28 protein-coding genes are annotated in these 26,396 nt (G+C 53.1%); 22 read left to right on the top strand and 6 right to left on the bottom strand.

Annotation, left to right across the window (positions count from 1 at the left end; translation table 11 throughout):
* Positions 1–4: 4 nt before the first annotated feature.
* From aaeA to ACLJZ5_RS09175, 3 genes are all read left to right on the top strand, one after another.
* Positions 5–937: a p-hydroxybenzoic acid efflux pump subunit AaeA gene (aaeA, locus tag ACLJZ5_RS09185; RefSeq protein ID WP_000855134.1), complete on the top strand. Its 933-nt coding sequence runs from the start codon at positions 5–7 to the stop codon at positions 935–937.
* A gap of 5 nt (positions 938–942) precedes the next feature.
* Positions 943–2,910, top strand: a complete 1,968-nt coding sequence (gene aaeB, locus ACLJZ5_RS09180) for a p-hydroxybenzoic acid efflux pump subunit AaeB (RefSeq protein WP_000510913.1) — start codon at positions 943–945, stop codon at positions 2,908–2,910.
* A gap of 171 nt (positions 2,911–3,081) precedes the next feature.
* Complete coding sequence (locus ACLJZ5_RS09175) at positions 3,082–3,354, top strand: hypothetical protein (protein ID WP_001103887.1); 273 nt, start codon at positions 3,082–3,084, stop codon at positions 3,352–3,354.
* Between the two features lie 59 nt (positions 3,355–3,413).
* Here the strand turns inward: ACLJZ5_RS09175 and yhcN-B are convergent, their stop codons facing one another.
* The 3 genes from yhcN-B to argR form a co-directional block, all read right to left on the bottom strand.
* Positions 3,414–3,680, bottom strand: coding sequence for a DUF1471 family stress response protein YhcN-B (yhcN-B, locus tag ACLJZ5_RS09170; RefSeq protein WP_000853277.1), 267 nt, complete (start codon positions 3,678–3,680; stop codon positions 3,414–3,416).
* 103 nt (positions 3,681–3,783) lie between these two features.
* Complete coding sequence (gene yhcN, locus ACLJZ5_RS09165; RefSeq protein WP_000695693.1) at positions 3,784–4,047, bottom strand: peroxide/acid stress response protein YhcN; 264 nt, start codon at positions 4,045–4,047, stop codon at positions 3,784–3,786.
* A gap of 364 nt (positions 4,048–4,411) precedes the next feature.
* Positions 4,412–4,882: a transcriptional regulator ArgR gene (gene argR, locus ACLJZ5_RS09160; protein ID WP_001257852.1), complete on the bottom strand. Its 471-nt coding sequence runs from the start codon at positions 4,880–4,882 to the stop codon at positions 4,412–4,414.
* Positions 4,883–5,296: 414 nt separating this feature from the next.
* On the opposite strand from argR, the gene mdh reads away from it, so the two are divergent.
* The 10 genes from mdh to ACLJZ5_RS09110 all read left to right on the top strand — a co-directional run bounded on the left by mdh (position 5,297) and on the right by ACLJZ5_RS09110 (position 14,917).
* Complete coding sequence (gene mdh, locus ACLJZ5_RS09155; protein WP_000861586.1) at positions 5,297–6,235, top strand: malate dehydrogenase; 939 nt, start codon at positions 5,297–5,299, stop codon at positions 6,233–6,235.
* Positions 6,236–6,354: 119 nt separating this feature from the next.
* A complete protein-coding gene (locus ACLJZ5_RS09150; protein WP_000723776.1) occupies positions 6,355–6,984 on the top strand; it encodes a GntR family transcriptional regulator in 630 nt (209 codons plus the stop codon).
* Positions 6,971–7,636 (top strand): GntR family transcriptional regulator, encoded by a 666-nt coding sequence (locus ACLJZ5_RS09145; RefSeq protein WP_001171581.1) that lies wholly within the window; start codon positions 6,971–6,973, stop codon positions 7,634–7,636. The genes ACLJZ5_RS09150 and ACLJZ5_RS09145 overlap by 14 nt, the downstream gene beginning before the upstream one ends.
* Before the next feature lie 210 nt (positions 7,637–7,846).
* Positions 7,847–9,115: an SLC13 family permease gene (locus ACLJZ5_RS09140; protein ID WP_000433390.1), complete on the top strand. Its 1,269-nt coding sequence runs from the start codon at positions 7,847–7,849 to the stop codon at positions 9,113–9,115.
* 32 nt (positions 9,116–9,147) lie between these two features.
* Complete coding sequence (gene ttdA, locus ACLJZ5_RS09135) at positions 9,148–10,047, top strand: L(+)-tartrate dehydratase subunit alpha (protein ID WP_000045350.1); 900 nt, start codon at positions 9,148–9,150, stop codon at positions 10,045–10,047.
* Positions 10,047–10,664 carry a L(+)-tartrate dehydratase subunit beta gene (gene ttdB / locus ACLJZ5_RS09130; RefSeq protein ID WP_023218130.1) on the top strand — a complete coding sequence of 206 codons (618 nt, stop codon included), beginning with the start codon at positions 10,047–10,049 and terminating at the stop codon, positions 10,662–10,664. The genes ttdA and ttdB overlap by 1 nt, the downstream gene beginning before the upstream one ends.
* Before the next feature lie 156 nt (positions 10,665–10,820).
* Entirely contained in the window at positions 10,821–11,063 is a 243-nt protein-coding gene (locus ACLJZ5_RS09125; protein WP_000180119.1) for an oxaloacetate decarboxylase subunit gamma, read from the top strand.
* A 16-nt stretch (positions 11,064–11,079) separates the two neighbouring features.
* Positions 11,080–12,849: a sodium-extruding oxaloacetate decarboxylase subunit alpha gene (gene oadA, locus ACLJZ5_RS09120; RefSeq protein WP_080152070.1), complete on the top strand. Its 1,770-nt coding sequence runs from the start codon at positions 11,080–11,082 to the stop codon at positions 12,847–12,849.
* 15 nt (positions 12,850–12,864) lie between these two features.
* The gene (locus ACLJZ5_RS09115; RefSeq protein ID WP_080161332.1) at positions 12,865–14,166 is read left to right on the top strand and encodes an oxalacetate decarboxylase subunit beta; all 1,302 of its coding nucleotides are present in this window, start codon (positions 12,865–12,867) and stop codon (positions 14,164–14,166) included.
* A gap of 19 nt (positions 14,167–14,185) precedes the next feature.
* Complete coding sequence (locus tag ACLJZ5_RS09110) at positions 14,186–14,917, top strand: triphosphoribosyl-dephospho-CoA synthase (RefSeq protein ID WP_024797489.1); 732 nt, start codon at positions 14,186–14,188, stop codon at positions 14,915–14,917.
* Positions 14,918–14,950: 33 nt separating this feature from the next.
* Here ACLJZ5_RS09110 and degS read toward each other — a convergent pair whose 3' ends face one another.
* The 3 genes from degS to zapG form a co-directional block, all read right to left on the bottom strand.
* The gene (gene degS / locus ACLJZ5_RS09105; RefSeq protein ID WP_000497705.1) at positions 14,951–16,021 is read right to left on the bottom strand and encodes an outer membrane-stress sensor serine endopeptidase DegS; all 1,071 of its coding nucleotides are present in this window, start codon (positions 16,019–16,021) and stop codon (positions 14,951–14,953) included.
* A gap of 92 nt (positions 16,022–16,113) precedes the next feature.
* Positions 16,114–17,481 (bottom strand): serine endoprotease DegQ, encoded by a 1,368-nt coding sequence (gene degQ, locus ACLJZ5_RS09100; RefSeq protein ID WP_000716690.1) that lies wholly within the window; start codon positions 17,479–17,481, stop codon positions 16,114–16,116.
* A gap of 156 nt (positions 17,482–17,637) precedes the next feature.
* Positions 17,638–18,036: a Z-ring associated protein ZapG gene (zapG, locus tag ACLJZ5_RS09095; protein ID WP_001519074.1), complete on the bottom strand. Its 399-nt coding sequence runs from the start codon at positions 18,034–18,036 to the stop codon at positions 17,638–17,640.
* 192 nt (positions 18,037–18,228) lie between these two features.
* On the opposite strand from zapG, the gene zapE reads away from it, so the two are divergent.
* The 9 genes from zapE (at position 18,229) to nanT (ending at position 26,384) form a co-directional block, all read left to right on the top strand.
* Entirely contained in the window at positions 18,229–19,353 is a 1,125-nt protein-coding gene (gene zapE / locus ACLJZ5_RS09090) for a cell division protein ZapE (RefSeq protein ID WP_024797488.1), read from the top strand.
* A gap of 301 nt (positions 19,354–19,654) precedes the next feature.
* Positions 19,655–20,083, top strand: a complete 429-nt coding sequence (gene rplM / locus ACLJZ5_RS09085; protein WP_000847559.1) for a 50S ribosomal protein L13 — start codon at positions 19,655–19,657, stop codon at positions 20,081–20,083.
* A 15-nt stretch (positions 20,084–20,098) separates the two neighbouring features.
* Positions 20,099–20,491, top strand: a complete 393-nt coding sequence (rpsI, locus tag ACLJZ5_RS09080; RefSeq protein ID WP_000829815.1) for a 30S ribosomal protein S9 — start codon at positions 20,099–20,101, stop codon at positions 20,489–20,491.
* A gap of 199 nt (positions 20,492–20,690) precedes the next feature.
* Positions 20,691–21,443: a DUF695 domain-containing protein gene (locus ACLJZ5_RS09075; protein WP_000950539.1), complete on the top strand. Its 753-nt coding sequence runs from the start codon at positions 20,691–20,693 to the stop codon at positions 21,441–21,443.
* 262 nt (positions 21,444–21,705) lie between these two features.
* Positions 21,706–22,344, top strand: a complete 639-nt coding sequence (gene sspA / locus ACLJZ5_RS09070; protein ID WP_000257298.1) for a stringent starvation protein SspA — start codon at positions 21,706–21,708, stop codon at positions 22,342–22,344.
* 5 nt (positions 22,345–22,349) lie between these two features.
* On the top strand, positions 22,350–22,850 hold the full coding sequence (gene sspB, locus ACLJZ5_RS09065) for a ClpXP protease specificity-enhancing factor (protein ID WP_000366112.1): 501 nt from the start codon (positions 22,350–22,352) through the stop codon (positions 22,848–22,850).
* Positions 22,851–22,958: 108 nt separating this feature from the next.
* Positions 22,959–23,750 carry a transcriptional regulator NanR gene (nanR, locus tag ACLJZ5_RS09060; protein WP_000382926.1) on the top strand — a complete coding sequence of 264 codons (792 nt, stop codon included), beginning with the start codon at positions 22,959–22,961 and terminating at the stop codon, positions 23,748–23,750.
* 134 nt (positions 23,751–23,884) lie between these two features.
* Positions 23,885–24,778: an N-acetylneuraminate lyase gene (nanA, locus tag ACLJZ5_RS09055; RefSeq protein ID WP_001029667.1), complete on the top strand. Its 894-nt coding sequence runs from the start codon at positions 23,885–23,887 to the stop codon at positions 24,776–24,778.
* 115 nt (positions 24,779–24,893) lie between these two features.
* Positions 24,894–26,384, top strand: a complete 1,491-nt coding sequence (nanT, locus tag ACLJZ5_RS09050) for a sialic acid transporter NanT (protein WP_000108071.1) — start codon at positions 24,894–24,896, stop codon at positions 26,382–26,384.
* Positions 26,385–26,396: the final 12 nt, after the last annotated feature.

The following is a 26,396-nucleotide window of genomic DNA, read 5'->3' as shown; positions in this document are numbered from 1 at the left end:
TGAAGTGAAAACACTAACAAGAAAACTCTCCCGTACGGCCATTACCCTCGTACTGGTTATTCTGGCCTTTATCGCCATTTTCCGCGCCTGGGTGTATTACACCGAATCTCCCTGGACGCGTGACGCGCGTTTTAGCGCCGATGTCGTCGCTATTGCCCCGGATGTCGCGGGCCTGATTACCCATGTAAACGTGCATGATAACCAACTGGTGAAAAAGGATCAGGTCCTGTTTACCATCGATCAGCCACGCTATCAAAAAGCGCTGGCGGAAGCGGAAGCTGATGTAGCCTATTATCAGGTCCTGGCGCAGGAAAAACGCCAGGAAGCCGGTCGCCGTAATCGCCTCGGCGTACAGGCGATGTCCCGGGAAGAGATCGATCAGGCGAACAATGTCTTGCAGACTGTACTGCATCAACTGGCTAAAGCCCAGGCGACGCGCGATCTGGCTAAACTCGATCTGGAACGCACCGTCATTCGCGCGCCTGCCGACGGCTGGGTGACTAACCTCAATGTTTATGCCGGTGAATTTATTACCCGCGGTTCCACAGCCGTCGCCCTGGTGAAAAAGAACTCTTTTTACGTGCAGGCCTATATGGAAGAGACCAAGCTGGAAGGCGTGCGTCCGGGATATCGTGCCGAAATCACGCCGCTTGGCAGCAACCGGGTATTAAAAGGTACCGTCGATAGCGTGGCGGCAGGGGTAACGAATGCCAGCAGTACCAGCGATGCGAAAGGGATGGCGACGATAGACTCTAACCTCGAATGGGTGCGTCTGGCCCAGCGTGTCCCGGTGCGTATCCGGCTCGACGAGCAGCAGGGGAATTTGTGGCCTGCCGGTACGACGGCAACCGTCGTGATCACCGGTAAGCAGGATCGTGACGCAAGCCAGGACTCCTTCTTCCGTAAACTGGCGCACCGGCTGCGCGAATTCGGTTAATCGTCATGGGCATTTTCTCCATTGCCAACCAGCACATTCGTTTTGCGGTAAAGCTGGCGTGCGCCATTGTGCTGGCATTATTTATCGGCTTCCATTTTCAACTGGAGACGCCGCGTTGGGCGGTGCTGACCGCCGCGATCGTGGCGGCAGGCCCGGCATTTGCCGCCGGCGGGGAACCCTATTCCGGCGCTATCCGTTATCGCGGAATGTTGCGTATTATCGGGACGTTTATTGGCTGTATCGCCGCGCTTATCATTATTATCTCTATGATCCGCGCGCCGCTATTAATGATTCTGGTGTGCTGTGTCTGGGCCGGTTTTTGTACCTGGATCTCCTCTTTAGTACGGATCGAAAACTCTTATGCGTGGGGACTGTCAGGTTATACTGCGCTGATCATTGTGATTACCATTCAGACGGAGCCGCTGCTCACGCCGCAATTTGCGCTTGAGCGCTGTAGCGAAATCGTTATCGGCATTGGCTGTGCTATTTTAGCGGATCTGCTTTTCTCGCCGCGATCGATAAAGCAGGAGGTTGATCGCGAACTGGACAGTTTACTGGTAGCGCAATATCAGCTAATGCAACTTTGTATTAAGCATGGCGACAGCGAAGAAGTCGACAACGCCTGGGGCGATCTGGTGCGACGCACGGCGGCGCTGGAGGGGATGCGAAGTAATCTGAATATGGAATCTTCGCGCTGGGTACGCGCTAACCGCCGCCTGAAAGCGTTGAATACGCTTTCGCTCACGCTGATTACGCAATCCTGTGAAACTTATCTTATTCAAAACACGCGGCCGGAACTGATTACCGATACATTCCGGGAACTGTTCGAGACGCCGGTTGAAACGGTACAGGACGTCCACAGGCAGTTAAAACGGATGCGGCGTGTCATTGTCTGGACCGGTGAGCGCGAAACGCCCGTCACGCTTTATAGCTGGGTAGGCGCTGCGACGCGCTATCTGCTGCTTAAACGCGGCGTGATCAGCAACACCAAAATCAGCGCGACGGAAGAAGAGATCCTGCAAGGCGAGCCCGTAGTTAAAGTGGAATCCGCTGAACGCCACCATGCGATGGTGAACTTCTGGCGCACCACGCTTTCCTGCATTCTGGGGACATTATTCTGGCTATGGACCGGCTGGACATCGGGTAATGGCGCGATGGTGATGATTGCCGTGGTGACCTCGCTGGCGATGCGTTTACCCAATCCGCGCATGGTCTGCATTGATTTTATTTATGGCACTCTGGCGGCGTTGCCGCTGGGATTGCTCTATTTCCTGGTGATTATTCCCAATACGCAGCAAAGTATGCTGTTGTTATGTTTGAGCCTGGCGGTATTGGGGTTCTTTATCGGCATTGAGGTCCAGAAACGGCGTCTGGGGTCGATGGGGGCGCTGGCCAGTACGATTAACATTATTGTGTTGGATAATCCGATGACGTTCCATTTCAGCCAGTTCCTCGACAGCGCGTTGGGGCAAATTGTCGGCTGTATGCTGGCGTTTATCGTCATCCTGCTGGTGCGTGATAAATCCAAAGATCGAACCGGTCGCGTGCTGCTTAATCAGTTTGTTTCCGCTGCGGTCTCGGCAATGACGACCAACGTGGTACGTCGTAAAGAAAACCGTCTGCCTGCGTTATATCAGCAACTCTTTTTGCTGATGAATAAATTCCCTGGCGATTTGCCGAAGTTTCGCCTGGCGCTAACGATGATCATTGCTCATCAACGTCTGCGCGACGCGCCGATACCGGTTAATGAGGATCTGTCAGTGTTCCACCGCCAGCTTCGTCGTACCGCAGACCATGTTATTTCCGCCGGAAGCGATGATAAACGGCGACGCTACTTTGGTCAGTTGCTGGATGAGCTGGATATCTATCAGGAGAAATTACGTATCTGGGAGGCGCCGCCGCAGGTGACGGAACCGGTTAAACGCCTGACGGGCATGTTACATAAATACCAGAACGCGCTTACCGATAGCTAACCCACAAGAACCGATGCCAAAAGCGTCGGTTTTTTTATGACTATACTTATTTGAGATACAAAAACAGCGCAAGAGTGCTCCGGGGCTAAAAGCGTTTCTGGAAGTGAAACCTCTGCATAATGATGCTTAGTAGTAAAACAGACAATTGTCTGTCGGGGATGGTGGCTGGCTATGAATGTCTATACTTTTGATTTTAATGATATTAAAAACCAAAGCGATTTTTATCGCGAGTTTACGCAGACGTTTGGTCTTGCCAGTGAGAAAGTAAGCGATCTTGATACATTATGGGATGCGGTAATGAGCGATATCTTACCTCTACCGCTAGAGATTGAGTTCGTTCACCTGCCTGATAAACTGCGCAGGCGCTACGGGGCGCTGATTTTACTCTTTGATGAAGCGGAAGAAGAGCTGGAGGGGCGGCTACGGTTTAATGTCCGGCATTGAAAAAGCATAAAAAAGCCCCCGACAGGCGGGGGCAAGTCGTCGGGTTAGACGACGAGGGTTTACTTATACAACTCGGCGGTGGCGTGCCAGTTATCACCTTCTTTTAATTCGATGATGCGATAGCTATTAGCGCCTGCTTTTTCGGCTTTAGCGACAATCTCCTGGCGCATATCCATTGGCGTACTGCCAATCTGCGAGACGGAAATGGTGCCCATCGGTTGCAGATTCTGCGCCTGTTCCGCGTTGACCTGATGTACTGCGGCATTTGCGCCGAAAGAGAGCAGAGTGGCCAGGCCGAGTGATGCGATAATGTATTTCGTTTTCATGGTCTTTTATTCCTTTATAGGGTCAACCTCGCGGATTAATGGGCTTTTCTTATGCGATATCTCCGCGAAGTAACGACACGTTATATGCGATGGCAGGTGAATTTTATTTGTACAGTTCGGCAGTGGCGTGCCAGTTGCTGCCGCTACGCGCTTCGGTAATGTGGTAGGCTGTAGCGCCTTGTTCATCCGCTTTTTTGCTCAGCATGGCGTTCATATCCATAGGCGATGAGCCGATAGCGCTGACTGAAACCGATCCGATTGCTTCACGGTTTTGCGCTTGCTCTGCGCTGATAGGTTCTGCGGCGAAAGCGCCAAAAGAGAGAACGGACAGAATACTTAATGTTGCAACAGTGGTTTTGATTTTCATGATTTTTACCTCGTCGAATTCCTTTACTGGGGTCTTTGTTTCGTGACCCTCATCACAAAATTAAGTATACACTAATCACGCTATTAATTAATACCACGCTAATTGTTTCTGCTTTTTAAAGACATTAAAAATTTTATTTTTTATAACGTTATGGAATTAAAATTGCTGTTTTTCGCCGCTGTCATTTAAAAAATGAAATAAAATCAATGTTTTAATAAATTTGACATTTTGTGCGTTTTTTTGATTTGTCATTCATGTGGTGAATGTTTAAGGGCATGATTTGCCAAATGATAGCCGTACAGGAAAGCGGCGAGGGGAGGGGACAAAAAGGTGCCTCCGCCGTACGACGACGGAGGAAGTGGGACTAAAGCTCTTGTTCAAAAAGTTCCAGAATGGCTTCGTACAGATCTCTTACGGAAAAGCCGCTGGCAGGCGTAGTGAAGATAGTATCGTCGCCGGCAATCGTGCCGAGAATACCTTCTGCTTTCCCCAGTGAATCCAGCAGGCGCGCGATGAGTTGTGCCGCGCCGGGGCTGGTATGAATCACCACGACAGCGTCGTTATAGTCGATATCCAGCACCAGATTTTTCAACGGACTGGATGTTGTTGGGACGCCCAGTTCAGCCGGAAGACAGTACACCATTTCCATTTTTGCGTTACGTGTACGCACTGCGCCGAACTTAGTCAACATGCGCGAGACCTTGGACTGATTGATATTTTCAAAGCCCTGATCCTGCAACGCGAGGACGATTTCGCCCTGTGAGCTGAATTTTTCTTCTTTGAGGAGCGCTTTAAACGCTCTTACTAGTTCTTCTTGTTTAGCCGAGCTTCGCATAAGTCACCCGTAATATGGCGGTAGAAACAACATTATTGTGCATACAGATGAATTTTTATGCAAACAGTCTGCCTTGTTTAAGGCTGAAATAATGTTATGAAAGAGCGGAATTTTATCAAATTTCGTTATCAAGAAACATGCCTGTGTCACGCCTCGCAAATAAGATTAAAAGTAAATTAATTGTTATCAAAATGATGTTGTTTTGAGAGGATAGTAGGGTATATTGTCACCACCTGTAGGAACGTTGCTCTCTGGTTGCAGCCGATCCGGATTACGCAAATTAAATGCATAAAAGCCAAAATTGCGCGACTCCGCATTCTTGATGAGTGAGGATTGTAATCATTGAATTTGTGAATTAAGGTCGCCGCCGCGGAGCAATAGACACTTAGCTAATCATATAATAAGGAGTTTAGGATGAAAGTCGCAGTCCTCGGCGCTGCTGGTGGTATCGGTCAGGCGCTGGCATTACTTTTAAAAAACCAACTGCCTTCAGGTTCAGAACTCTCCCTGTACGACATCGCTCCAGTGACTCCCGGTGTGGCCGTTGATTTGAGCCACATCCCCACCGCTGTAAAAATCAAAGGTTTCTCCGGTGAAGACGCAACCCCGGCGCTTGAAGGCGCTGACGTAGTACTGATTTCTGCGGGTGTGGCGCGTAAGCCGGGTATGGACCGTTCCGACCTGTTTAACGTTAACGCCGGCATCGTGAAAAACCTGGTGCAGCAGATCGCTAAAACCTGCCCGAAAGCGTGCGTGGGCATTATCACCAACCCGGTGAACACCACCGTTGCGATTGCGGCGGAAGTGCTGAAAAAAGCAGGCGTATACGACAAAAACAAACTGTTTGGCGTTACCACGCTGGATATCATCCGCTCTAATACCTTTGTCGCAGAGCTGAAAGGTAAGCTGCCAACGGAAGTTGAAGTTCCGGTGATTGGCGGACACTCCGGCGTGACGATTCTGCCGCTGCTGTCGCAGATTCCAGGCGTAAGTTTTACCGAACAAGAAGCGGCCGAGCTGACTAAACGTATTCAGAACGCCGGTACTGAAGTCGTCGAGGCGAAAGCCGGCGGCGGATCGGCAACCCTCTCTATGGGTCAGGCTGCCGCGCGTTTCGGTCTTTCACTGGTTCGCGCTCTGCAGGGCGAAAAAGGCGTGGTGGAATGCGCCTATGTGGAAGGCGACGGTCAGTATGCCCGTTTCTTCTCTCAGCCGCTGCTGCTGGGTAAAAACGGTGTAGAAGAGCGTAAATCCATCGGCACACTGAGCGCTTTCGAGCAACATTCGCTGGACGCTATGCTGGATACGCTGAAAAAAGATATTCAGTTGGGTGAAGATTTTATTAATAAATAAGCTGTTCCTGCCCGATGCCGGGGCTTTTGCTCCGGCTTCTTTGACTGTAAACAAGCCACGAAATCAAGTACTAAATCTGCTAAACTCCTCACGTCTTATCGGTTATTAACGAGAACGTCGTGAAAAAGATCCAAAGAACGCAAACCCGCGATCACATTACGCAAATGCTTCGCTATGAAATTCTTTCCGGCAATATAAAAGCGGGAGAAGAACTCGCGCAGGAAAGTATTGCGGAGCAGCTTGGTCTTTCACGAATGCCGGTTCGAGAAGCGCTACAGTCACTCGAACAGGAAGGTTTTTTAATCCGACTGCCCAACAGGCACATGCAGGTCGCGCATCTTGAGGCCGATCGCGTGAGTCATATTTTTCGCGTGATTGCCGCGATGGCCGCCGAAATGTTTTCGCTGATACCCAGCGAAGTAGGCGATGCCCTCCTGATACGTGCGCAAGCGCTGGCTGTCGCAGAAGACAAATCCTGCGAACTGGAGTGTCATGCGATGCTGATTTCTTATGTGAATAACCGCTATCTGGAAAAGGTGTATCAGCAGTTCCTGGACGGTTATGTCTCTTATGTTATTTTGCATCTGAAAAAAGATAATCAGGAGTCGGCGCAGCTTTTCGCTGAACTGGCTGACGTCATACGCCAGGGGCGGCGTGATGAGATTGGGCAAGTTATGCAGCGTTATTTCCTCTCTTTAGCAGAAATAATGCGTCAACATATGAAGGATTGGGAAAGTGCAGAAGCCTAAGTTAGGGAAGATTAAGCTTCTTTCAGCGAAAGAACAGGTCGCGGCAGTGCTGCGTAAAGCGATTCTTTCGAGGGAGTTAGTGGAAGGGCAGGAGATTACGTTAGAAGGCATTGCCGGAATGGTCGGCGTGTCCAGTATGCCAGTGCGCGAGGCGTTTCAGATTCTGGCGGCGGATGGGCTGATAAAAGTGCGCCCTAATAAAGGGGCGGTGGTGTTGGGCATCAATGAACAAACGATCCGTGAACACTATGAAATTCGCGCGCTGTTAGAAAGTGAGGCGGTGGCTAAAGCTTCTCGTCCTGGCACCGATATCTCGCGGATAGCCCAGGTGCATTATGCCGCTGAAAAGGCTCTCGCGGAAAATAACTCGGCGGAATACTCCGACCTGAATCAGGCATTTCATATGGAAATATGGAATGTTGCTGGCAACGAAAAAATGAAAATGTTGCTCTGTAATATGTGGAACGGCCTGTCGATGGGCCATAAGGTCACCGAAGAAGAGTATGCCGTGATTTCCATTCAGGAACATAAAAGTATTCTGCAAGCTCTTGAACTTCATGATGAAACATTGGCACGCCAGCGCATGCGCGAACACATTATTCGCTCAATGGAGAATATGCTGACCCGCTATGTTGGTGACCCTTCTGCCTGATCTTTTCGCCTGCGTGAGCATCGCAGGCGCTTCAACCAATTCTTCAATTCTATTAATCACGTCCAGTAACGATCTAACCACGATCTTGATGTAGATCCCACTCCTGCATCTTTCCTGAGAAACGATTTGACTTAGTTTTTGTATGGGAATAATTTCTCCCTGTCAACATTGGATACAATATCATATATCATTGATTGGATAATTATAAATATGGAACCCATTACCCTTACCTTATGTTTATTGGTGTTCGCTATCGTCATGTTTGTATGGGAAAAAGTGCCACTGGCCGTCACTTCCATGATTGTCTGCGTGGCCTTAGTGATCACCGGAGTTCTGAATATCAAACAGGCCTTTGCTGGCTTTATCGACACTAATGTCATCCTCTTTGTCGCGATGTTCATCGTGGGGGGCGCGTTGTTCGAGACCGGTATGGCAAACAAAGTGGGCGGCGTCATCACGCGCTTCGCGAAAACAGAAAAACAGCTGATCTTCACCATTATGGTGGTGGTGGGTTTGATGTCTGGCGTCCTCTCTAACACCGGTACCGCTGCGGTTTTGATTCCGGTGGTGATCGGCGTGGCGGCAAAATCGGGCTTCTCGCGTTCTCGTCTACTGATGCCGCTGGTTTTCGCCGCTGCGTTGGGCGGTAACCTGTCGTTAATTGGCGCGCCGGGAAATCTTATCGCGCAGTCTGCGCTACAGAATATTGGCGGCGGCTTTGGCTTTTTTGAATACGCAAAAATCGGTCTCCCGATGCTCATCTGCGGCATTCTCTACTTCCTGACTATTGGCTATCGCTTTCTGCCGAATAATGCGACCGGCGGTGAGGTGGGGAGCGTCGGGGAGCAACGTGACTACAGCCATGTTCCACAGTGGAAACAACGGCTCTCACTCGTGGTGTTGATCGCAACGATCCTTGGCATGATCTTTGAGAAGAAGATCGGTGTCAGCCTGGCCGTGACCGGTTGTATTGGCGCTCTTGTGCTGGTAGTAAGCGGCGTACTCACGGAAAAACAGGCCTATAAAGCCATTGATTCACAGACTATTTTTATCTTTGGCGGCACCCTGGCGCTGGCAAAAGCGCTGGAAATGACCGGGGCAGGCAAGCTGGTTGCGGACTATGTAATCGGCATGCTGGGGCAAAACTCCTCACCGTTCATGTTGCTGATCGCCGTTTTCGCCTTATCCGTTGTGATGACCAACTTTATGTCCAATACCGCAACGACAGCGCTATTGGTGCCGGTGAGTTTGTCCATTGCCGCAGGCATGGGGGCCGACCCGCGTGCGGTTCTGATGGCGACGGTCATTGGCGGTTCCTGCGCCTACGCAACCCCTATCGGTATGCCTGCCAACATGATGGTGCTCTCCGCGGGTGGCTATAAATTTGTCGACTACGCTAAGGCCGGTATCCCCCTGATTATCGTTTCAACCATTGTCAGCTTGATCCTGCTGCCAATCCTTTTCCCTTTTCATCCGTAATTAACGGAAGCTGTTCTGACTAAGGAGCATTTATGAGTAAAAGTGAACAGATATCCCATATGACCGACGTTATGGCCAAGTTTGTGGGATATACCGGCAAAGTTTTGCCTGATGATGTCACTGCAAAACTGGAAGATTTGCATAAGAAAGAGACCAGTAAACTGGCCGACGTCATCTTTACTACCATGATTGAGAACCAGCGTCTGGCGAAAGAGCTGGATCGACCTTCCTGCCAGGACACCGGTGTCATTCAGTTTCTGGTGGAGTGCGGGACGAACTTTCCGCTGATTGGCGAGCTGGAAGCGTTGTTGCGTGAGGCGGTGATCAAAGCAACTGTAGATTCTCCGCTGCGCCACAACAGCGTAGAAACTTTTGATGAATACAACACCGGTAAAAACGTGGGTAAAGGTACGCCGACGGTCTTCTGGGAGATCGTTCCCAATTCCGATCAGTGCAGCATTTATACCTATATGGCAGGCGGTGGTTGTTCTCTGCCGGGGAAAGCGATGGTGCTGATGCCGGGTGCAGGCTATGAAGGTGTGACCCGCTTTGTACTGGATGTGATGACCAGCTACGGCCTCAACGCGTGTCCGCCGCTGCTGGTTGGCGTGGGCGTAGCGACCTCTGTTGAAACGGCGGCACTGCTATCGAAAAAAGCGCTGATGCGTCCGATCGGTTCGCATAACGAGAATGAGCGTGCAGCCTCGCTGGAAAAAATGCTGGAAGAAGGCATTAACAAAATTGGCCTGGGGCCGCAGGGGATGTCCGGTAATACCTCCGTTATGGGCGTGAACATTGAAAACACCGCGCGTCATCCTTCTACCATCGGCGTGGCGGTAAACGTCGGCTGCTGGTCGCACCGTAAAGGGCATATCGTTTTCGATAAAGATTTGAATTACACCATTACGTCTCACAGCGGAGTGAATTTCTGATGACTAAAAAAATCCTGACTACGCCAATTAAAGATGAAGATTTAGCGGATATTAAGGCTGGCGATATTATTTATCTCAACGGTCATATTGTTACCTGCCGTGACGTAGCCCATCGCCGTTTAATTGAAGGTGGTCGCGAACTTCCGGTAGATGTTCGCGGCGGCGCTATTTTACACGCTGGCCCCATTGTCCGCCCAATTAAAGGCGAAGACGATAAGTTTGAAATGGTCTCCGTTGGACCAACCACCAGCATGCGTATGGAGAAATTCGAAAAAGAATTTATTGCGCAGACCGGCGTGAAATTAATTGTGGGTAAAGGCGGTATGGGTAAAGGTACCGAAGAGGGCTGTGCTGAACACAAAGCGCTGCACTGCGTATTCCCTGCCGGTTGTGCGGTTGTAGCCGCCGTGTGCGTGGAAGAAATTGAAGATGCCCAATGGCGCGATCTGGGGATGCCGGAAACGCTGTGGGTCTGTCGGGTTAAAGAGTTTGGCCCGCTGATTGTTTCTATTGATACCCATGGGAATAATCTGTTTGAACAGAACAAAATTATTTTTAATCAGCGTAAAGAGCTCGTCGCTGATGAAATATGCCAGAACGTAAGTTTCATCAAATAAACCTGATTACGTAAATTGCACGATAATGGTGGTAATACGTTATGACGATAATAATAACCAAGGGCTCTGGCCGGGGGCGGCTCAGGGAAATCCACCCTTATTATTTCATCGTCATAAATAGCCCCATTATCGTGCCTCCTGCCTGAAGGCTATTTTATGACTAATGCAGCTCTGCTATTAGGTGAAGGCTTCACCCTGATGTTTCTCGGCATGGGGTTCGTGCTGGCGTTTCTGTTCCTGCTGATTTTCGCCATCCGCGGCATGTCCGCCGTGATTACTCGCTTCTTCCCGGAACCTGTCGCCGCGCCCGCACCGCGCGCCGTTCCCGCCGTGGACGACTTCACCCGCTTAAAGCCGGTGATTGCCGCCGCCATTCACCATCACCGCCACCACGTTTAATTTCCCGGAGGGATCCATGACCATTGCCATTACCGACGTCGTCCTGCGTGACGCCCACCAGTCCCTGTTCGCCACCCGCCTGCGCCTTGACGATATGCTGCCGATTGCCGCTCAGCTCGACGACGTGGGCTACGGCTCCCTCGAATGCTGGGGCGGCGCCACCTTCGACGCCTGCATCCGCTTCCTCGGCGAAGACCCGTGGGTCCGCCTGCGCGAGCTGAAAAAGGCCATGCCGAAGACCCCCCTGCAGATGCTGCTGCGCGGCCAGAACCTGCTCGGCTACCGCCACTACGCCGATGACGTGGTCGCCCGTTTTGTCGAACGCGCGGTGAAAAACGGCATGGACGTCTTCCGCGTCTTCGACGCCATGAACGACCCGCGCAATATGAAAGCGGCCCTGCAGGCGGTGCGCAGCCACGGCGCGCACGCCCAGGGCACCCTGAGTTACACTACCAGCCCGGCGCACACCCTGCAGACCTGGCTGGACCTGACCGAACAACTGCTGGAAACCGGCGTTGACTCGATTGCCATCAAGGATATGTCCGGCATTCTTACACCGATGGCGGCGTATGAGCTGGTCAGCGAAATCAAAAAACGTTTTGAGGTGCGCCTGCACCTGCACTGTCACGCCACCACCGGGATGGCGGAGATGGCGCTGCTGAAGGCCATCGAGGCGGGCGTCGACGGCGTCGACACGGCGATTTCCTCCATGAGCGCCACCTACGGCCACCCGGCCACCGAGGCGCTGGTGGCGACGTTGGCAGGTACTGAGCATGACACCGGGCTGGATATCCTGAAGCTGGAGAGCATCGCCGCGTACTTTCGCGAGGTGCGCAAAAAGTATCACGCCTTTGAAGGCCAGCTGAAGGGCTACGACAGCCGTATTCTGGTGGCCCAGGTACCGGGCGGAATGCTCACCAACCTCGAAAGCCAGCTGAAGCAGCAGAACGCGGCGGATAAACTCGACCAGGTGCTGGCGGAAATCCCCCGCGTGCGCGAGGACCTCGGCTTTATCCCGCTGGTGACCCCGACCTCGCAGATTGTCGGCACCCAGGCGGTGCTCAACGTGCTGACCGGCGAGCGCTACAAAACCATCGCCAAAGAAACGGCGGGCATTCTGAAAGGCGAATACGGCCACACCCCGGTGCCGGTTAACGCCGCGTTACAGGCCCGCGTGCTGGAAGGGGGCGCTCCGGTGACCTGCCGTCCGGCGGACCTGCTGAGGCCGGAGCTGGCTGAACTGGAAGCGGACGTCAGGCGCCAGGCGCAGGAGAAGGGGATTACTCTGGCGGGAAACGCCATCGACGACGTGCTCACCGTGGCGCTGTTCCCGCAGCCTGGCCTCAAATTCCTTGAGAACCGCCATAACCCGGCGGCGTTTGAGCCGGTACCGCAGGCGGAAGCCGCGCAGCCGGTGGCAAAAGCAGAGAAGCCTGCAGCTTCCGGTATCTACACCGTGGAAGTGGAAGGCAAAGCCTTTGTGGTGAAGGTCAGCGACGGCGGCGATATCAGCCAGCTCACTGCTGCCACCCCGTCTTCCGCACCGGTTCAGGCTGCCGCCCCGGCAGGCGCAGGCACACCGGTCACCGCCCCGCTGGCGGGCAACATCTGGAAGGTGATTGCCACCGAGGGCCAGACGGTGGCCGAAGGCGATGTGCTGCTGATTCTGGAAGCCATGAAGATGGAAACCGAAATCCGCGCCGCGCAGGCCGGCACCGTCCGCGGTATCGCGGTGAAGTCCGGCGACGCAGTCTCCGTCGGTGACACCCTGATGACGCTGGCGTAAGGACGAGGAGCAGAAATGGAAAGTCTGAACGCCCTGCTTCAGGGCATGGGGCTGATGCACCTTGGCGCAGGCCAGGCCATCATGCTGCTGGTCAGCCTGCTGCTGCTGTGGCTGGCGATTGCGAAGAAGTTCGAACCGTTACTGTTGCTGCCGATTGGCTTCGGCGGTCTGCTGTCGAACATCCCGGAAGCGGGTATGGCGCTGACCGCGCTGGAGAGCCTGCTGGCCCATCACGACGCCGGGCAGCTGGCGGTGATTGCCGCGAAGCTTAACTGCGCGCCGGACGTGCACGCCATTAAAGAGGCATTAGCGCTGGCGCTGCCGTCGGTGCAGGGACAGATGGAGAACCTGGCGGTGGACATGGGTTACACGCCGGGGGTGCTGGCGCTGTTCTATAAAGTGGCGATTGGCTCCGGTGTCGCGCCGCTGGTCATCTTCATGGGCGTCGGCGCGATGACCGACTTCGGCCCGCTGCTGGCCAACCCGCGCACCCTGCTGCTGGGGGCGGCGGCGCAGTTCGGTATCTTCGCCACGGTGCTCGGGGCGCTGACGCTGAACTACTTCGGCCTGATTTCCTTCACCCTGCCGCAGGCGGCGGCCATCGGCATTATCGGCGGCGCGGACGGTCCGACGGCCATTTACCTGTCGGGCAAGCTGGCGCCGGAGCTGCTGGGGACCATCGCGGTGGCGGCGTACTCGTATATGGCGCTGGTGCCGTTAATCCAGCCGCCGATTATGCGCGCGCTGACCTCGGAGAAGGAGCGGAAAATCCGCATGGTGCAGCTGCGCACGGTGAGTAAGCGGGAAAAAATCCTCTTTCCGGTGGTGCTGTTACTACTGGTGGCGCTGCTGCTGCCGGACGCGGCGCCGCTGCTGGGAATGTTCTGCTTTGGCAATCTGATGCGTGAAAGCGGCGTGGTGGAGCGTCTGAGCGACACGGTACAGAACGGGCTGATTAATATCGTGACCATTTTCCTCGGACTGTCGGTGGGCGCGAAGCTGGTCGCGGATAAGTTCCTGCAGCCGCAGACGCTGGGCATTCTGCTGCTGGGTGTGATTGCGTTCGGGATTGGGACGGCGGCCGGGGTGCTGATGGCGAAGCTGCTGAACCTGTGCAGTAAGAACAAAATCAACCCGCTTATCGGTTCGGCAGGGGTGTCGGCGGTGCCGATGGCAGCCCGCGTATCGAACAAAGTGGGGCTGGAATCAGACCCGCAGAACTTCCTGCTGATGCACGCGATGGGCCCGAACGTGGCGGGGGTTATCGGTTCGGCCATTGCGGCGGGCGTGATGCTCAAGTACGTGCTGGCAATGTAATCCAATCTAATCGGGAGCAGTGATTCTGCTCCCGCCAAATGAGGACACAGTAATGAGTGAAATGGTTGCGTTTCGGCAAGGTACATCCATGCCATCCAGAGAAACCATCTTGCATTATGTTGTTGAGACGGTGAATCAGATAACTGAGCTTGAGCCAGCGCTGCATTTACTGCCGTGGTCTGGCGTCAACTCAGCAATATATGAGCAACGTTTTGCACAGTGTTACGACGAGGGGCTTTGTGCCGCACAGACGTCGGCACCGAATGTTCCGCAGGGGATTCTGCCATCAACCGATTGGGCTCAGGGTATCGGGTTACTCTGTTTTGCCGCAGGGTATATGAGCGCAGGCGAGCGGCCATTAACACACAATCAGCTATGCGATTTCGTCAAACAGGCGGCTGTTTGTTTATCGCCGATTGAGGGGGAAGCGGCGAGCGGTTTCTCGACGGTACGTAGTATTGCATTACCCGTATTCAGGCGATTACAACGCGATGGTCACGCGTCTCGGATCCTGCTGTTACAAACGTTGCTGCATCTGGTCGCCTGGAAAAGCGCATCGCAGTATGCGCGTCAACAGGCGCAACGACTGCTCTGGATGGGTGGCATTCTGGGGGAAGGGGGCGAGTCTGGCTTATTGGCACTCGATAAGGCGCTGCGTGAAGAGGCCGTCGGGGAGAAAAGTCTCCCCGCTCTGCTGATCTTCACGAGTTTCCTGGCGCATTTTCCGGCAGGGCCAGTCTTTATTGACTAGCCGTCGAACGACGCAGGCAAAAGCTGCGTCGTTTTAGTTCGACGCCGGGTATTCCTGCACTGTCACCTGGAACGTGAGCTGCTTATCATCCCGCATTACCACGACCGGAATGACGGAGCCCGGGCGGATTTCCGCCACCTGATCCATCGTCTCCAGCGCGGACACGGCGGGTTTATTATTGACCGAAATAATCAAATCATTAACCTGAATACCGGCAAGCGCGGCGGGGCCGTTTGGCGTCACTTCATTAACGACAATGCCCTGAATCGGGTCCATGCCGCTACCCTGCTGCGCGTGCAGCGGCGCGATTTCTCGTCCGCCAATACCGATATAGCCGCGAATCACGCGACCGTCGCGGATAAGCTTATCCATAATTTTCGTGGCTAGCTGGAAAGGAATCGCAAAACCAAGGCCTTCCGGCGTTTCACCATCGTTACTCTTATCAAAAGAGAGGGTGTTGATCCCCATCAGTTCGCCTAACGAGTTGACCAGCGCGCCGCCGGAATTACCGTGGTTAATCGAGGCGTCGGTCTGGAGAAAATTCTGTCGCCCCGTCGGGTTCAAGCCGATACGACCCGTTGCGCTGATGATCCCCTGGGTGATGGTCTGTCCCAGATTATATGGGTTGCCGATAGCCAGTACGACGTCGCCAATATGCGGTGTACGTTTTGTATTAATCGGGATGGTAGGTAGCCCGCCAGTGGCGTTGATCTTCAGCACCGCCAGATCGGTAAGCGAATCGGAGCCAACCAGTAGCGCTTCAAAGACGCGGCCATCCTGTAGCGCGACGATAATCTGATCGGCATCGTTAATCACGTGCTTGTTAGTAATAATATAACCGCGTTGATCCATGATCACGCCGGAACCCAGCGTGCGGATTTCCAGTTGATTATGCGCGGTACTGTTCATACTGCGGTTATAGACATTGACGACGGCAGGCGCGGCGCGGCGAACCGCAAAATTATAACTGGCTGGCGTCTCATCGGTACTGTCGAATTGCGGGACGGCGATAGGATTAATTTTGCGCAAAGAAGGCATGACGGCCAACAGAATAGCGCCGACAATTAAACCTATTGCGACCGAACGTAAGAGCTTCACAAACATGATGGAGGCGTCGTTAAAAAAGGGAACGGCAGCAGCATACCATGAGTTAACCGGACATCACATCGCAGGCTGATGCCCGGTTTAAGACAGGATTAGCGCAGCAATAGATAAATGTTCTCGTTGCCGCGTACTACCTGAAGAGCAATGATGGACGGTTTTGCCGCCATCACTTTGCGCATTTCGGCGATAGAACTGATGCGATCGCGATTAACGCCGATGATAACATCATCTTTTTGCAAACCGGCCTGCGCGGCAGGACTGCTTTTTTCGACGCTATCAACCTTAACGCCTTTCGTCCCGTCTTTCAGCTGGCCGTCGCTCAACGTCGCGCCTTGCAACGCCGGGGCGATCATTTCGGCGCTGGCGGAAGAAGAGGTATTGGAATCCAGCGTGACTTCCACCTCCAGCGGCTTACCATCGCGCAGCAGGCCCAGCTTCACTTTCGTGCCCGGTTCGGTGGTGGCGATACGCGAACGCAGTTCGGCAAAGCTATTCAGCGGCTTACCGTTAAGACTGATAATCACGTCTCCGGATTTCACCCCGGCCTTCGCCGAACCTGAATTGGGTAAAACCTCGCTGACAAAAGCGCCACGCTGAACGTTCAGTTTGAATGCCTTAGCGATATCAGCAGTCATTTCAGTGCCTTTAATTCCCAGCAATCCGCGTTTGATTTCGCCGAACTGAATCAACTGCTGTGCCAGCGTCTGCGCCATATTGGAAGGAATAGCAAAGCCAATGCCGATGCTCCCGCCCCCTGGCGCGAGGATCGCGGTATTAATCCCGATCAGCTCGCCGTTCAGGTTAAGCAGCGCGCCGCCGGAGTTGCCGCGGTTAATAGAGGCATCGGTTTGAATAAAGTTCTCAAGCCCTTCCAGATTAAGCCCGCTGCGTCCCAGCGCTGAAATAATCCCGGAGGTGGCGGTTTGCCCAAGGCCAAACGGATTACCGACCGCCACGGCGAAATCGCCGACGCGGAGTTTGTCGGAATCGGCGATGGCAATTTGCGTTAACTTGCTGGGATTCTGAATTTGTAACAGAGCGATATCGCTCTGGTCGTCGCCGCCGATCAGCTTCGCGTCGAATTCGCGTCCGTCATTCAGTTGAATACTGATCTTCTGTGCCTGATTAATCACATGATTATTGGTTAATACATAGCCTTTCGCGGCATCGATAATCACCCCCGAACCGAGTCCTTCAAACGGCTGGGACGGCTGGTCTGGCAGATCCTCGCCAAAGAATTTTTTAAACTCCTCCGGCACTTTTTGGCTCTGGGCGGCGGTTCCCTCGACTTTTACGCTGACGACAGCAGGCAGCACTTTCTCCAGCATAGGGGCAAGGCTTGGCAGCGTCGCCTGGCCTGGTACCTGGCCTGGTATCGATGCAAGGGCTGGAAACGGTGCCGAAAGAGTTAACCCGACACTTAACGCTAATGCACTTAACAGCTGGGTGTGTTTTTTCATGGATGCTGCTCTCGTACCTTGAATGAACGGATAGACAATTCAAAACAGATTGATGTTATTGAATTTTCAGCCTGGTAACAATGATAATAGCTGGGACAGGAAAGATAGAGAGAGGGCGCAAGCGATGCGCCCGATAAATTTCTTAACGGCGTGCGATTAATCGCGCTTTGCGCCGCTACGTAACAGGCCAGACGCGCCTTCAGAATAATCACGTGGCATTTGTACTGGTGCCTGATCGTTGCTCGCCTCAGACTCCGCCAGACGGTTACGGAACGGATTCGACTCCGCAGACATTTCCGGCAGCAGGCTGCTGGAGCTTTTCGCCATATGCTGATACAGCTGGCGGTAATCATGCGCCATGGTATCCAGCAGTTCCGCGCTGCGGGCGAAGTGGCTAACCAGCTCTTCACGGTACTCTTCCAGCTCAGCTTTGTTTTTTTCCAGTTCGTACTGCAATGCCTGCTGTTGACGTAACTTACGATTACCAAAACGCATGGCCACGGCACCAATGATGATACCGACGACTAATCCAATTAGCGCATATTCCCAGGTCATGAACATCTCCCGTTGTCTTATGTTTCCGTAGGGTGTTGGCTCCAGGCTCCATGCCCGCGCCTGATTATGCCACTATAACCGCTAATTCCGTAGAAGTGGAATCCCGACAGCATATCGCGTAGTGTAGAACGGCCTTTTTTTCGTCAGCCGTGAACGACGGCACATCGATTTTCAAGGAATAACAATAACATTATGCAAAGCCTTTCCCCTACATCGCGTTATCTCCAGGCACTCAACGAAGGCACCCATCAGCCTGACGACGTACAGAAAGAGGCGGTCGACCGTCTGGAAACCCTTTATCAGGCGCTCACCGCGAAAAAATCGTCGGCTACGCCACCCGGCGGTCTGATAGCGCGACTGGGGAAATTATTAGGCAAAAACGAACCGGACACGCAAATACCGGTTCGCGGGCTGTATATGTGGGGGGGCGTGGGGCGCGGCAAAACATGGCTCATGGATCTCTTCTACCACAGCCTGCCGGGCGAGCGAAAACTACGCCTGCATTTTCATCGGTTTATGCTGCGCGTGCATGAAGAACTTACCGCGCTACAGGGGCAGATCGATCCGTTAGACATTATTGCCGATCGGTTTAAAACCGAGACGGACGTACTGTGTTTCGATGAGTTTTTCGTCACCGATATTACCGACGCCATGCTGTTGGGCGGTTTAATGAAAGCGCTGTTTGCACGCGGCATTACGCTGGTCGCGACCTCCAATATTCCGCCGGATGAACTCTACCGCAACGGTTTGCAACGCGCCCGCTTCCTGCCGGCTATCGATGCCATTAAACAGCACTGCGATATTATGAATGTGGACGCCGGCGTCGATTACCGACTGCGGACGCTGACGCAGGCCCATTTATGGCTAACGCCGCTTAATGATGAAACCCGGCGGCAAATGGATAAACTATGGTTGGCGTTAGCGGGGGCCGCGCGCGAGCACGCTCCGACGCTGGAAATCAATCATCGCCCTTTATCCACCCTGGGCGTTGAAAACCAAACGTTAGCGGTCTCTTTCGCTACGCTGTGCGTCGAGGCCCGCAGCCAGCATGATTACATTGCGCTCTCAAGGTTATTTCACACGGTTCTGCTGTTTGACGTGCCGGTCATGACGCCGCTGATGGAGAACGAAGCGCGCCGCTTTATTGCTCTGGTGGATGAGTTTTACGAGCGCCACGTTAAGCTGGTGGTCAGCGCCGCCGCGCCGTTATATGAGATTTATCAGGGGGAGCGGCTCAAGTTTGAATTTCAGCGCTGTCTGTCGCGCCTGCAAGAGATGCAGAGTGCGGAGTATCTCAAGCGGGAGCATATGCCGTAAGCCGGACAAGCGCAGCGCTCCGGCATTGTGCGGTATCATATCTGTGCAACCTCCCCTACCGGAGGGTGAACCAGGCCTGAACAAAACCCGCGGCAAATCGCAAAAAGGGGTCGATCTTTGACCTGGACTTCTCTATAATCCTGCGACCCCACGTTACAAGAGAGTTTTTTCCCAAACTTTCTCTGTGCCGGCCAAACATATCCGAGGGGGTAGGTTTACCGGACTTTGTCGTGTGAACCTCAACTATTTAAACGTTTGGGTGTTCACCAACGTGTAACTTATTTATTTGGGTAAGCTTTTAATGAAAACTTTTACAGCTAAACCAGAAACCGTAAAACGCGACTGGTATGTTGTTGACGCGACCGGTAAAACTCTGGGCCGTCTGGCTACTGAACTGGCTCGTCGCCTGCGCGGTAAGCACAAAGCGGAATACACTCCGCACGTAGATACCGGTGATTACATCATCGTTCTGAACGCTGACAAAGTTGCTGTAACCGGCAACAAGCGTACTGACAAAGTGTACTATCACCACACCGGCCACATCGGTGGTATCAAACAAGCGACCTTTGAAGAGATGATTGCCCGCCGTCCTGAGCGTGTGATTGAAATCGCGGTTAAAGGCATGCTGCCAAAAGGCCCGCTGGGTCGTGCTATGTTCCGTAAACTGAAAGTTTACGCGGGCAACGAGCACAACCACGCGGCACAGCAACCGCAAGTTCTTGACATCTAATCGGGATTATAGGCAATGGCTGAAAATCAATACTACGGCACTGGTCGCCGCAAAAGTTCCGCAGCTCGCGTTTTCATCAAACCGGGCAACGGTAAAATCGTTATCAACCAACGTTCTCTGGAACAGTACTTCGGTCGTGAAACTGCCCGCATGGTAGTTCGTCAGCCGCTGGAACTGGTCGACATGGTTGAGAAACTGGATCTGTACATCACTGTTAAAGGTGGTGGTATCTCTGGTCAGGCTGGTGCGATCCGTCACGGTATCACCCGCGCTCTGATGGAGTACGACGAGTCCCTGCGTGGCGAACTGCGTAAAGCTGGCTTCGTTACTCGTGACGCTCGTCAGGTTGAACGTAAGAAAGTCGGCCTGCGTAAAGCACGTCGTCGTCCGCAGTTCTCCAAACGTTAATGGGTTTCTGCTTCGGCAGACAACTGTTAGCGAAAAAACCCGCTTCGGCGGGTTTTTTTATGGCTAAAGTCCGAATCCAGTCTCTTTTCCTCCCTATCTTTAGCATTATTCTCATCTTATTCATCTTTCATGCACGCTCAGAGAAAAGGAAGTCACAGTGGGATTTTTTAACGCATTGTTTACTAAGAAAGAGTCGTTAATGCTGTCGAATAAATGGGAATTCTTTATAACAACGGTGGATGACCATGTTACGGGGATACGTGTGGATATCGGCGCCATTCAGGATGAAAAATTTGATCGCCTTATCCATACCGGGTTCTTACGTGTTCATTACACCAACTGTTATGAAAATGGTTTGCCGCAGCCCGATGAAACACAGCGTTTAAATCGTATAGAGGACTGGCTTGATGAAAAGGGGAAGACGTTTCCGATCTGGCTGGTGGGTGTGGTTACCCAACAAGGCTGGCGCGATTTTGTGTTCATGTCGGAAGAGGATCTTAACTGGGAAAAGACGCTGGATAAATTGCTCGCTGGTGGCCCGGAAATCTCTTTTAGTTATAGAGAGAGTCACAATGATAAAGGAAACTTTTACCGCCAGTTCTTGTATCCAACCCGATACGACTGGAACTGGATACACGATTCCCGCGTGTGCCGGGGATTACAGGAACAAGGTGATGATCTGACGCTTCCGCGCGCTATTGATTATTATGCGACATTGCCTACAGAAGTCGCCGCGCGCGACCTGGCGCAAGATATTGCTGCATTACCGTATGGCATAACGCTGGTCAGTATTCGAATGAATGACCCGCAACAGGGGTTTATGGCGTCTTTTATCAGCACCGATGCTCCGCAACAATGGCATATGACAGAAATCACTTGCCAGCTTACCGATCTGGCTGAAAAACATGGCGGCAGTTTTGATGGCTGGGGCGCACCGGTAGTACAGGCATAACAGGCGAAAGACAATATCTCAGGTGGGGCGAGCATTTCAGACCAGGAATATCTCTTTTTCCTCATTTCCAGAATCGACTCACCACAAAGGTCACAAAATCTGGTAAACTATCATCCAATTTTCTGCCCAAATAGCGGGGAATGTTCATTTTTTGTCTCGTTTCTGAGCAATGATGGCTTTTTTCGCCCTGGGTGACATAACATCTGGCTGGTCACATTGTGGCTGGTAGCAGTAAAAATTCTGAATATACCTGGAGGTTTTCATGGCTGTCGCTGCCAACAAACGTTCGGTAATGACGCTGTTTTCTGGTCCTACTGACATCTATAGCCATCAGGTCCGCATTGTGTTGGCTGAAAAGGGTGTTAGTTTTGAGATCGAACATGTGGAAAAGGACAATCCACCTCAGGATCTGATTGACCTCAACCCGAATCAAAGCGTTCCGACACTGGTGGATCGTGAGCTGACCCTGTGGGAATCTCGCATCATTATGGAATATCTGGATGAGCGTTTCCCTCATCCGCCGCTGATGCCGGTTTATCCGGTCGCGCGCGGTGAAAGCCGTCTGTACATGCACCGTATTGAAAAAGACTGGTATACGCTGATGAACGTCATCGTAAACGGGTCTGCTTCCGAGGCCGACTCTGCGCGTAAACAACTGCGTGAAGAGCTGCTGGCGATTGCGCCGGTATTTGGTCAGAAACCGTATTTCCTGAGCGACGAATTCAGCCTGGTTGATTGCTACCTGGCGCCTCTCCTGTGGCGTTTACCGCAGTTGGGTATTGAATTCAGCGGCGCAGGGGCGAAAGAGCTGAAAGGCTATATGACCCGAGTCTTTGAACGTGATTCTTTCCTGGCTTCTTTAACCGAAGCTGAACGTGAAATGCGCCTCGGTCGGGGTTAACCTGTATGGATTTGTCACAGTTGACGCCGCGTCGTCCCTATCTGTTGCGTGCTTTCTACGAGTGGTTGCTGGATAACCAGTTGACCCCGCATCTGGTGGTGGATGTGATGCTGCCTGGCGTGCATGTCCCTATGGAATATGCGCGTGATGGGCAAATCGTCCTTAATATTGCGCCGCGGGCGGTAGGTAATCTGGAGCTATCTAATGATGAAGTGCGTTTTAATGCGCGCTTCGGCGGCGTTCCCCGTCAGGTTTCTGTGCCTTTGGCTGCGGTGCTGGCGATTTACGCCCGTGAAAACGGCGCAGGCACCATGTTTGAGCCTGAAGCCGCCTATGATGAAGACGTTGTCAGCTTAAATGATGATGACAATACCGCAGGTGCGGAAAGCGAGACCGTGATGTCCGTCATTGATGGCGATAAGCCCGACCACGATGACGACAGTAGCCCTGATGACGAGCCGCCTCCGCCGCGTGGCGGACGTCCGGCGCTACGCGTAGTAAAATAATCAACAGGCCCTGAAGGGCCTGTTTTGTTTGGTCTCCTCGCGGGTTCACCCTGCTTTTGAAGCTGTGTTACGATAAGCTTGCTATTATTTGCCACCGACCACTCATGAATGGACGTTATGAACGCATTTGATTCGCAAGCAGAAGATTCACCGACATCCCTCGGGCGTAGTTTGCGCCGCCGTCCGCTGGCGCGTAAAAAACTGTCTGAAATGGTTGAGGAAGAGCTGGAGCAGATGATCCGCCGTCATGAGTTTGGCGAGGGAGAACAGCTACCGTCTGAACGTGAATTAATGGCCTTCTTCAATGTGGGACGTCCCTCCGTGCGTGAAGCGTTAGCTGCGCTGAAGCGTAAAGGCCTGGTGCAAATCAATAACGGCGAACGCGCCCGCGTCTCGCGCCCCTCTGCTGATACCATCATCAGCGAACTGTCGGGTATGGCGAAAGATTTTCTTACTCATCCTGGCGGCATCGCTCACTTTGAACAGCTACGGCTTTTCTTTGAATCCAGCCTGGTACGCTATGCGGCGGAACATGCCACCGACGAGCAGATCGCGTTGTTAACGAAAGCGCTGGAAATTAATAGCCAGTCGCTGGATGACAACGCGCTGTTTATTCGTTCGGATGTCGAGTTTCACCGGGTGCTGGCTGAAATTCCCGGCAATCCGATCTTTATGGCTATTCATGTTGCTCTGCTGGACTGGCTAATCGCCGCTCGCCCAAGCGTTCCCGATCGTGAGCTGCATGAACATAATAACGTGAGTTATCAACAGCATATTGTGATTGTTGATGCCATTCGCCAGCGAGATCCCGATAAAGCGGATCGCGCTCTGCAAACCCACCTCAATAGCGTTTCCGCTACATGGCACGCGCTCGGTAAAAAAAGTCAAAAAATGCGGTAGCGATCGCACCTCCGATCCCGGTTTAGTGAAGCAGATCGCACTATAAGCGTTCTGTATTATTTGCTGCTTATTTGATCTGGTATAACAGGTATAAAGGTAGGTAGTTAATATATTCATCATCCGTAGAGGTAGGTATGGCAAAAGCATTGCAAGGCGTAATGGCGGCGTTGTTGACCCCATTTGATCATCAGCAGCAACTGGATAGCGAAAGCCTGCGCCGTCTGGTGCGTTTTAACATCGGGCAGGGTATCGACGGGCTGTACGTTGGCGGTTCCACCGGGGAAGCATTCGTACAGAGCCTTGCTGAAAGAGAGCAGGTACTGGAGATTGTCGCCGAAGAGGCGAAGGGAAAAATCACGCTGATCGCCCATGTCGGGACGGTAAGCACCGCAGAAAGCCAGCAGCTTGCCAGCGCCGCAAAGCGTTACGGTTTTGATGCGGTCTCTGCGGTGACGCCTTTTTATTACCCTTTCAGTTTTGAAGAGCACTGTGACCATTATCGGGCAATCATTGATTCCGCAGATGGATTGCCGATGGTGGTATACAACATTCCGGCGTTAAGCGGCGTAAAACTTACCCTCGATCAGATCAATACGCTGGTGACATTACCGGGCGTGAGCGCGCTGAAGCAAACCTCCGGCGATCTCTTCCAGATGGAGCAGATCCGCCGTGCGCATCCGGATCTGGTGCTGTACAACGGTTATGACGAAATCTTCGCTTCCGGCCTGCTGGCGGGCGCGGACGGCGGTATCGGCAGCACATACAACATTATGGGCTGGCGTTATCAGGGGATTGTTCAGGCATTACGTGAGGGCGATGTGGCGAAAGCGCAGCGTCTGCAAACCGAGTGCAATAAGGTTATTGATTTACTGATTAAAACCGGCGTATTCCGCGGCCTGAAAACGGTCCTGCATTATATGGACGTGGTATCGGTGCCGCTGTGTCGTAAACCGTTCGCGCCTGTTGATGAAAAATACCTGCCGGCGCTCAAGGCGCTGGCTCAACAACTGATGGAAGAAAAGGCGTAACAGCATAATGCCGGGGGCGCTACGCTTGCCCGGCCTACAACAGTGTGAGCGGTAGGCCGGATAAGGCGGAGCCGCCATTCGGCATAACGACAACAAAAATCGTCGGGAGAGTAAAATGAGTACTTCTACCCAGAACATCCCGTGGTATCGCCATCTCAACCGGGCGCAGTGGCGGGCATTTTCCGCTGCCTGGCTGGGATATCTGCTTGATGGTTTTGATTTTGTGTTGATTGCTCTTGTACTGACTGAGGTACAAAGCGAATTTGGGCTGACGACAGTACAGGCGGCAAGCCTGATTTCTGCGGCTTTTATCTCTCGCTGGTTCGGCGGGTTATTACTGGGCGCGATGGGCGATCGCTATGGGCGTCGTCTGGCGATGGTCAGCAGCATCATCCTGTTTTCAGTGGGAACCCTGGCCTGCGGGTTTGCGCCCGGTTACACCACCATGTTCATCGCCCGACTGGTGATTGGTATGGGCATGGCGGGCGAATATGGTTCCAGCGCGACCTATGTGATTGAAAGCTGGCCAAAACATTTACGCAATAAAGCCAGCGGTTTTCTGATTTCCGGCTTCTCCGTCGGCGCGGTCGTTGCCGCGCAGGTGTACAGCCTGGTGGTGCCTGTCTGGGGCTGGCGCGCGCTGTTTTTCATTGGCATTTTGCCAATTATCTTCGCCCTCTGGCTGCGGAAAAACATTCCGGAAGCGGAAGACTGGAAAGAGAAACACGCGGGTAAAGCGCCGGTACGTACGATGGTCGACATTCTTTATCGGGGCGAACATCGCATCATCAACATTTTAATGACTTTCGCCGCCGCCGCTGCGCTGTGGTTCTGTTTTGCCGGTAACCTACAAAATGCTGCGATTGTGGCGGGGCTGGGACTACTGTGCGCGGTTATCTTTATCAGCTTTATGGTGCAGAGCAGCGGTAAACGCTGGCCCACTGGCGTCATGCTGATGCTGGTGGTACTGTTTGCTTTCCTCTATTCCTGGCCGATTCAGGCGCTATTACCCACTTATCTGAAAACCGAGCTGGCCTACGATCCGCATACGGTGGCGAATGTCCTGTTCTTTAGCGGATTTGGCGCGGCGGTTGGTTGCTGCGTAGGCGGTTTTCTTGGCGACTGGCTGGGAACGCGTAAAGCATATGTCTGTAGCCTGCTGGCCTCGCAAATCCTCATTATTCCGGTCTTTGCGATTGGCGGCACAAACGTCTGGGTTCTGGGTCTGCTACTGTTTTTCCAACAGATGTTGGGGCAGGGGATTGCCGGGATTCTGCCGAAACTGATCGGCGGTTACTTCGATACCGATCAGCGCGCGGCGGGGCTGGGCTTTACTTATAACGTCGGCGCGCTCGGCGGCGCGCTGGCACCGATCCTGGGAGCGCTGATCGCTCAACGTCTGGATCTGGGCACTGCGCTGGCATCGCTCTCTTTCAGCCTGACGTTTGTCGTGATCCTGCTTATTGGGCTTGATATGCCGTCTCGCGTACAGCGTTGGCTACGTCCGGAAGCGTTACGCACCCACGATGCTATTGACGACAAACCGTTCAGCGGAGCCGTACCGCTTGGCAGTGGTAAAGGTGCCTTTGTAAAAACGAAAAGTTAATCCGCTTGCCCG

The sequence above is a fragment of the Salmonella sp. 5800 genome (assembly GCF_046558195.1).
Classification (GTDB): domain Bacteria; phylum Pseudomonadota; class Gammaproteobacteria; order Enterobacterales; family Enterobacteriaceae; genus Salmonella; species Salmonella enterica.
Note: the sequence above shows the minus strand (reverse complement) of the source record. Positions and strands in the feature narration are given on the sequence as shown.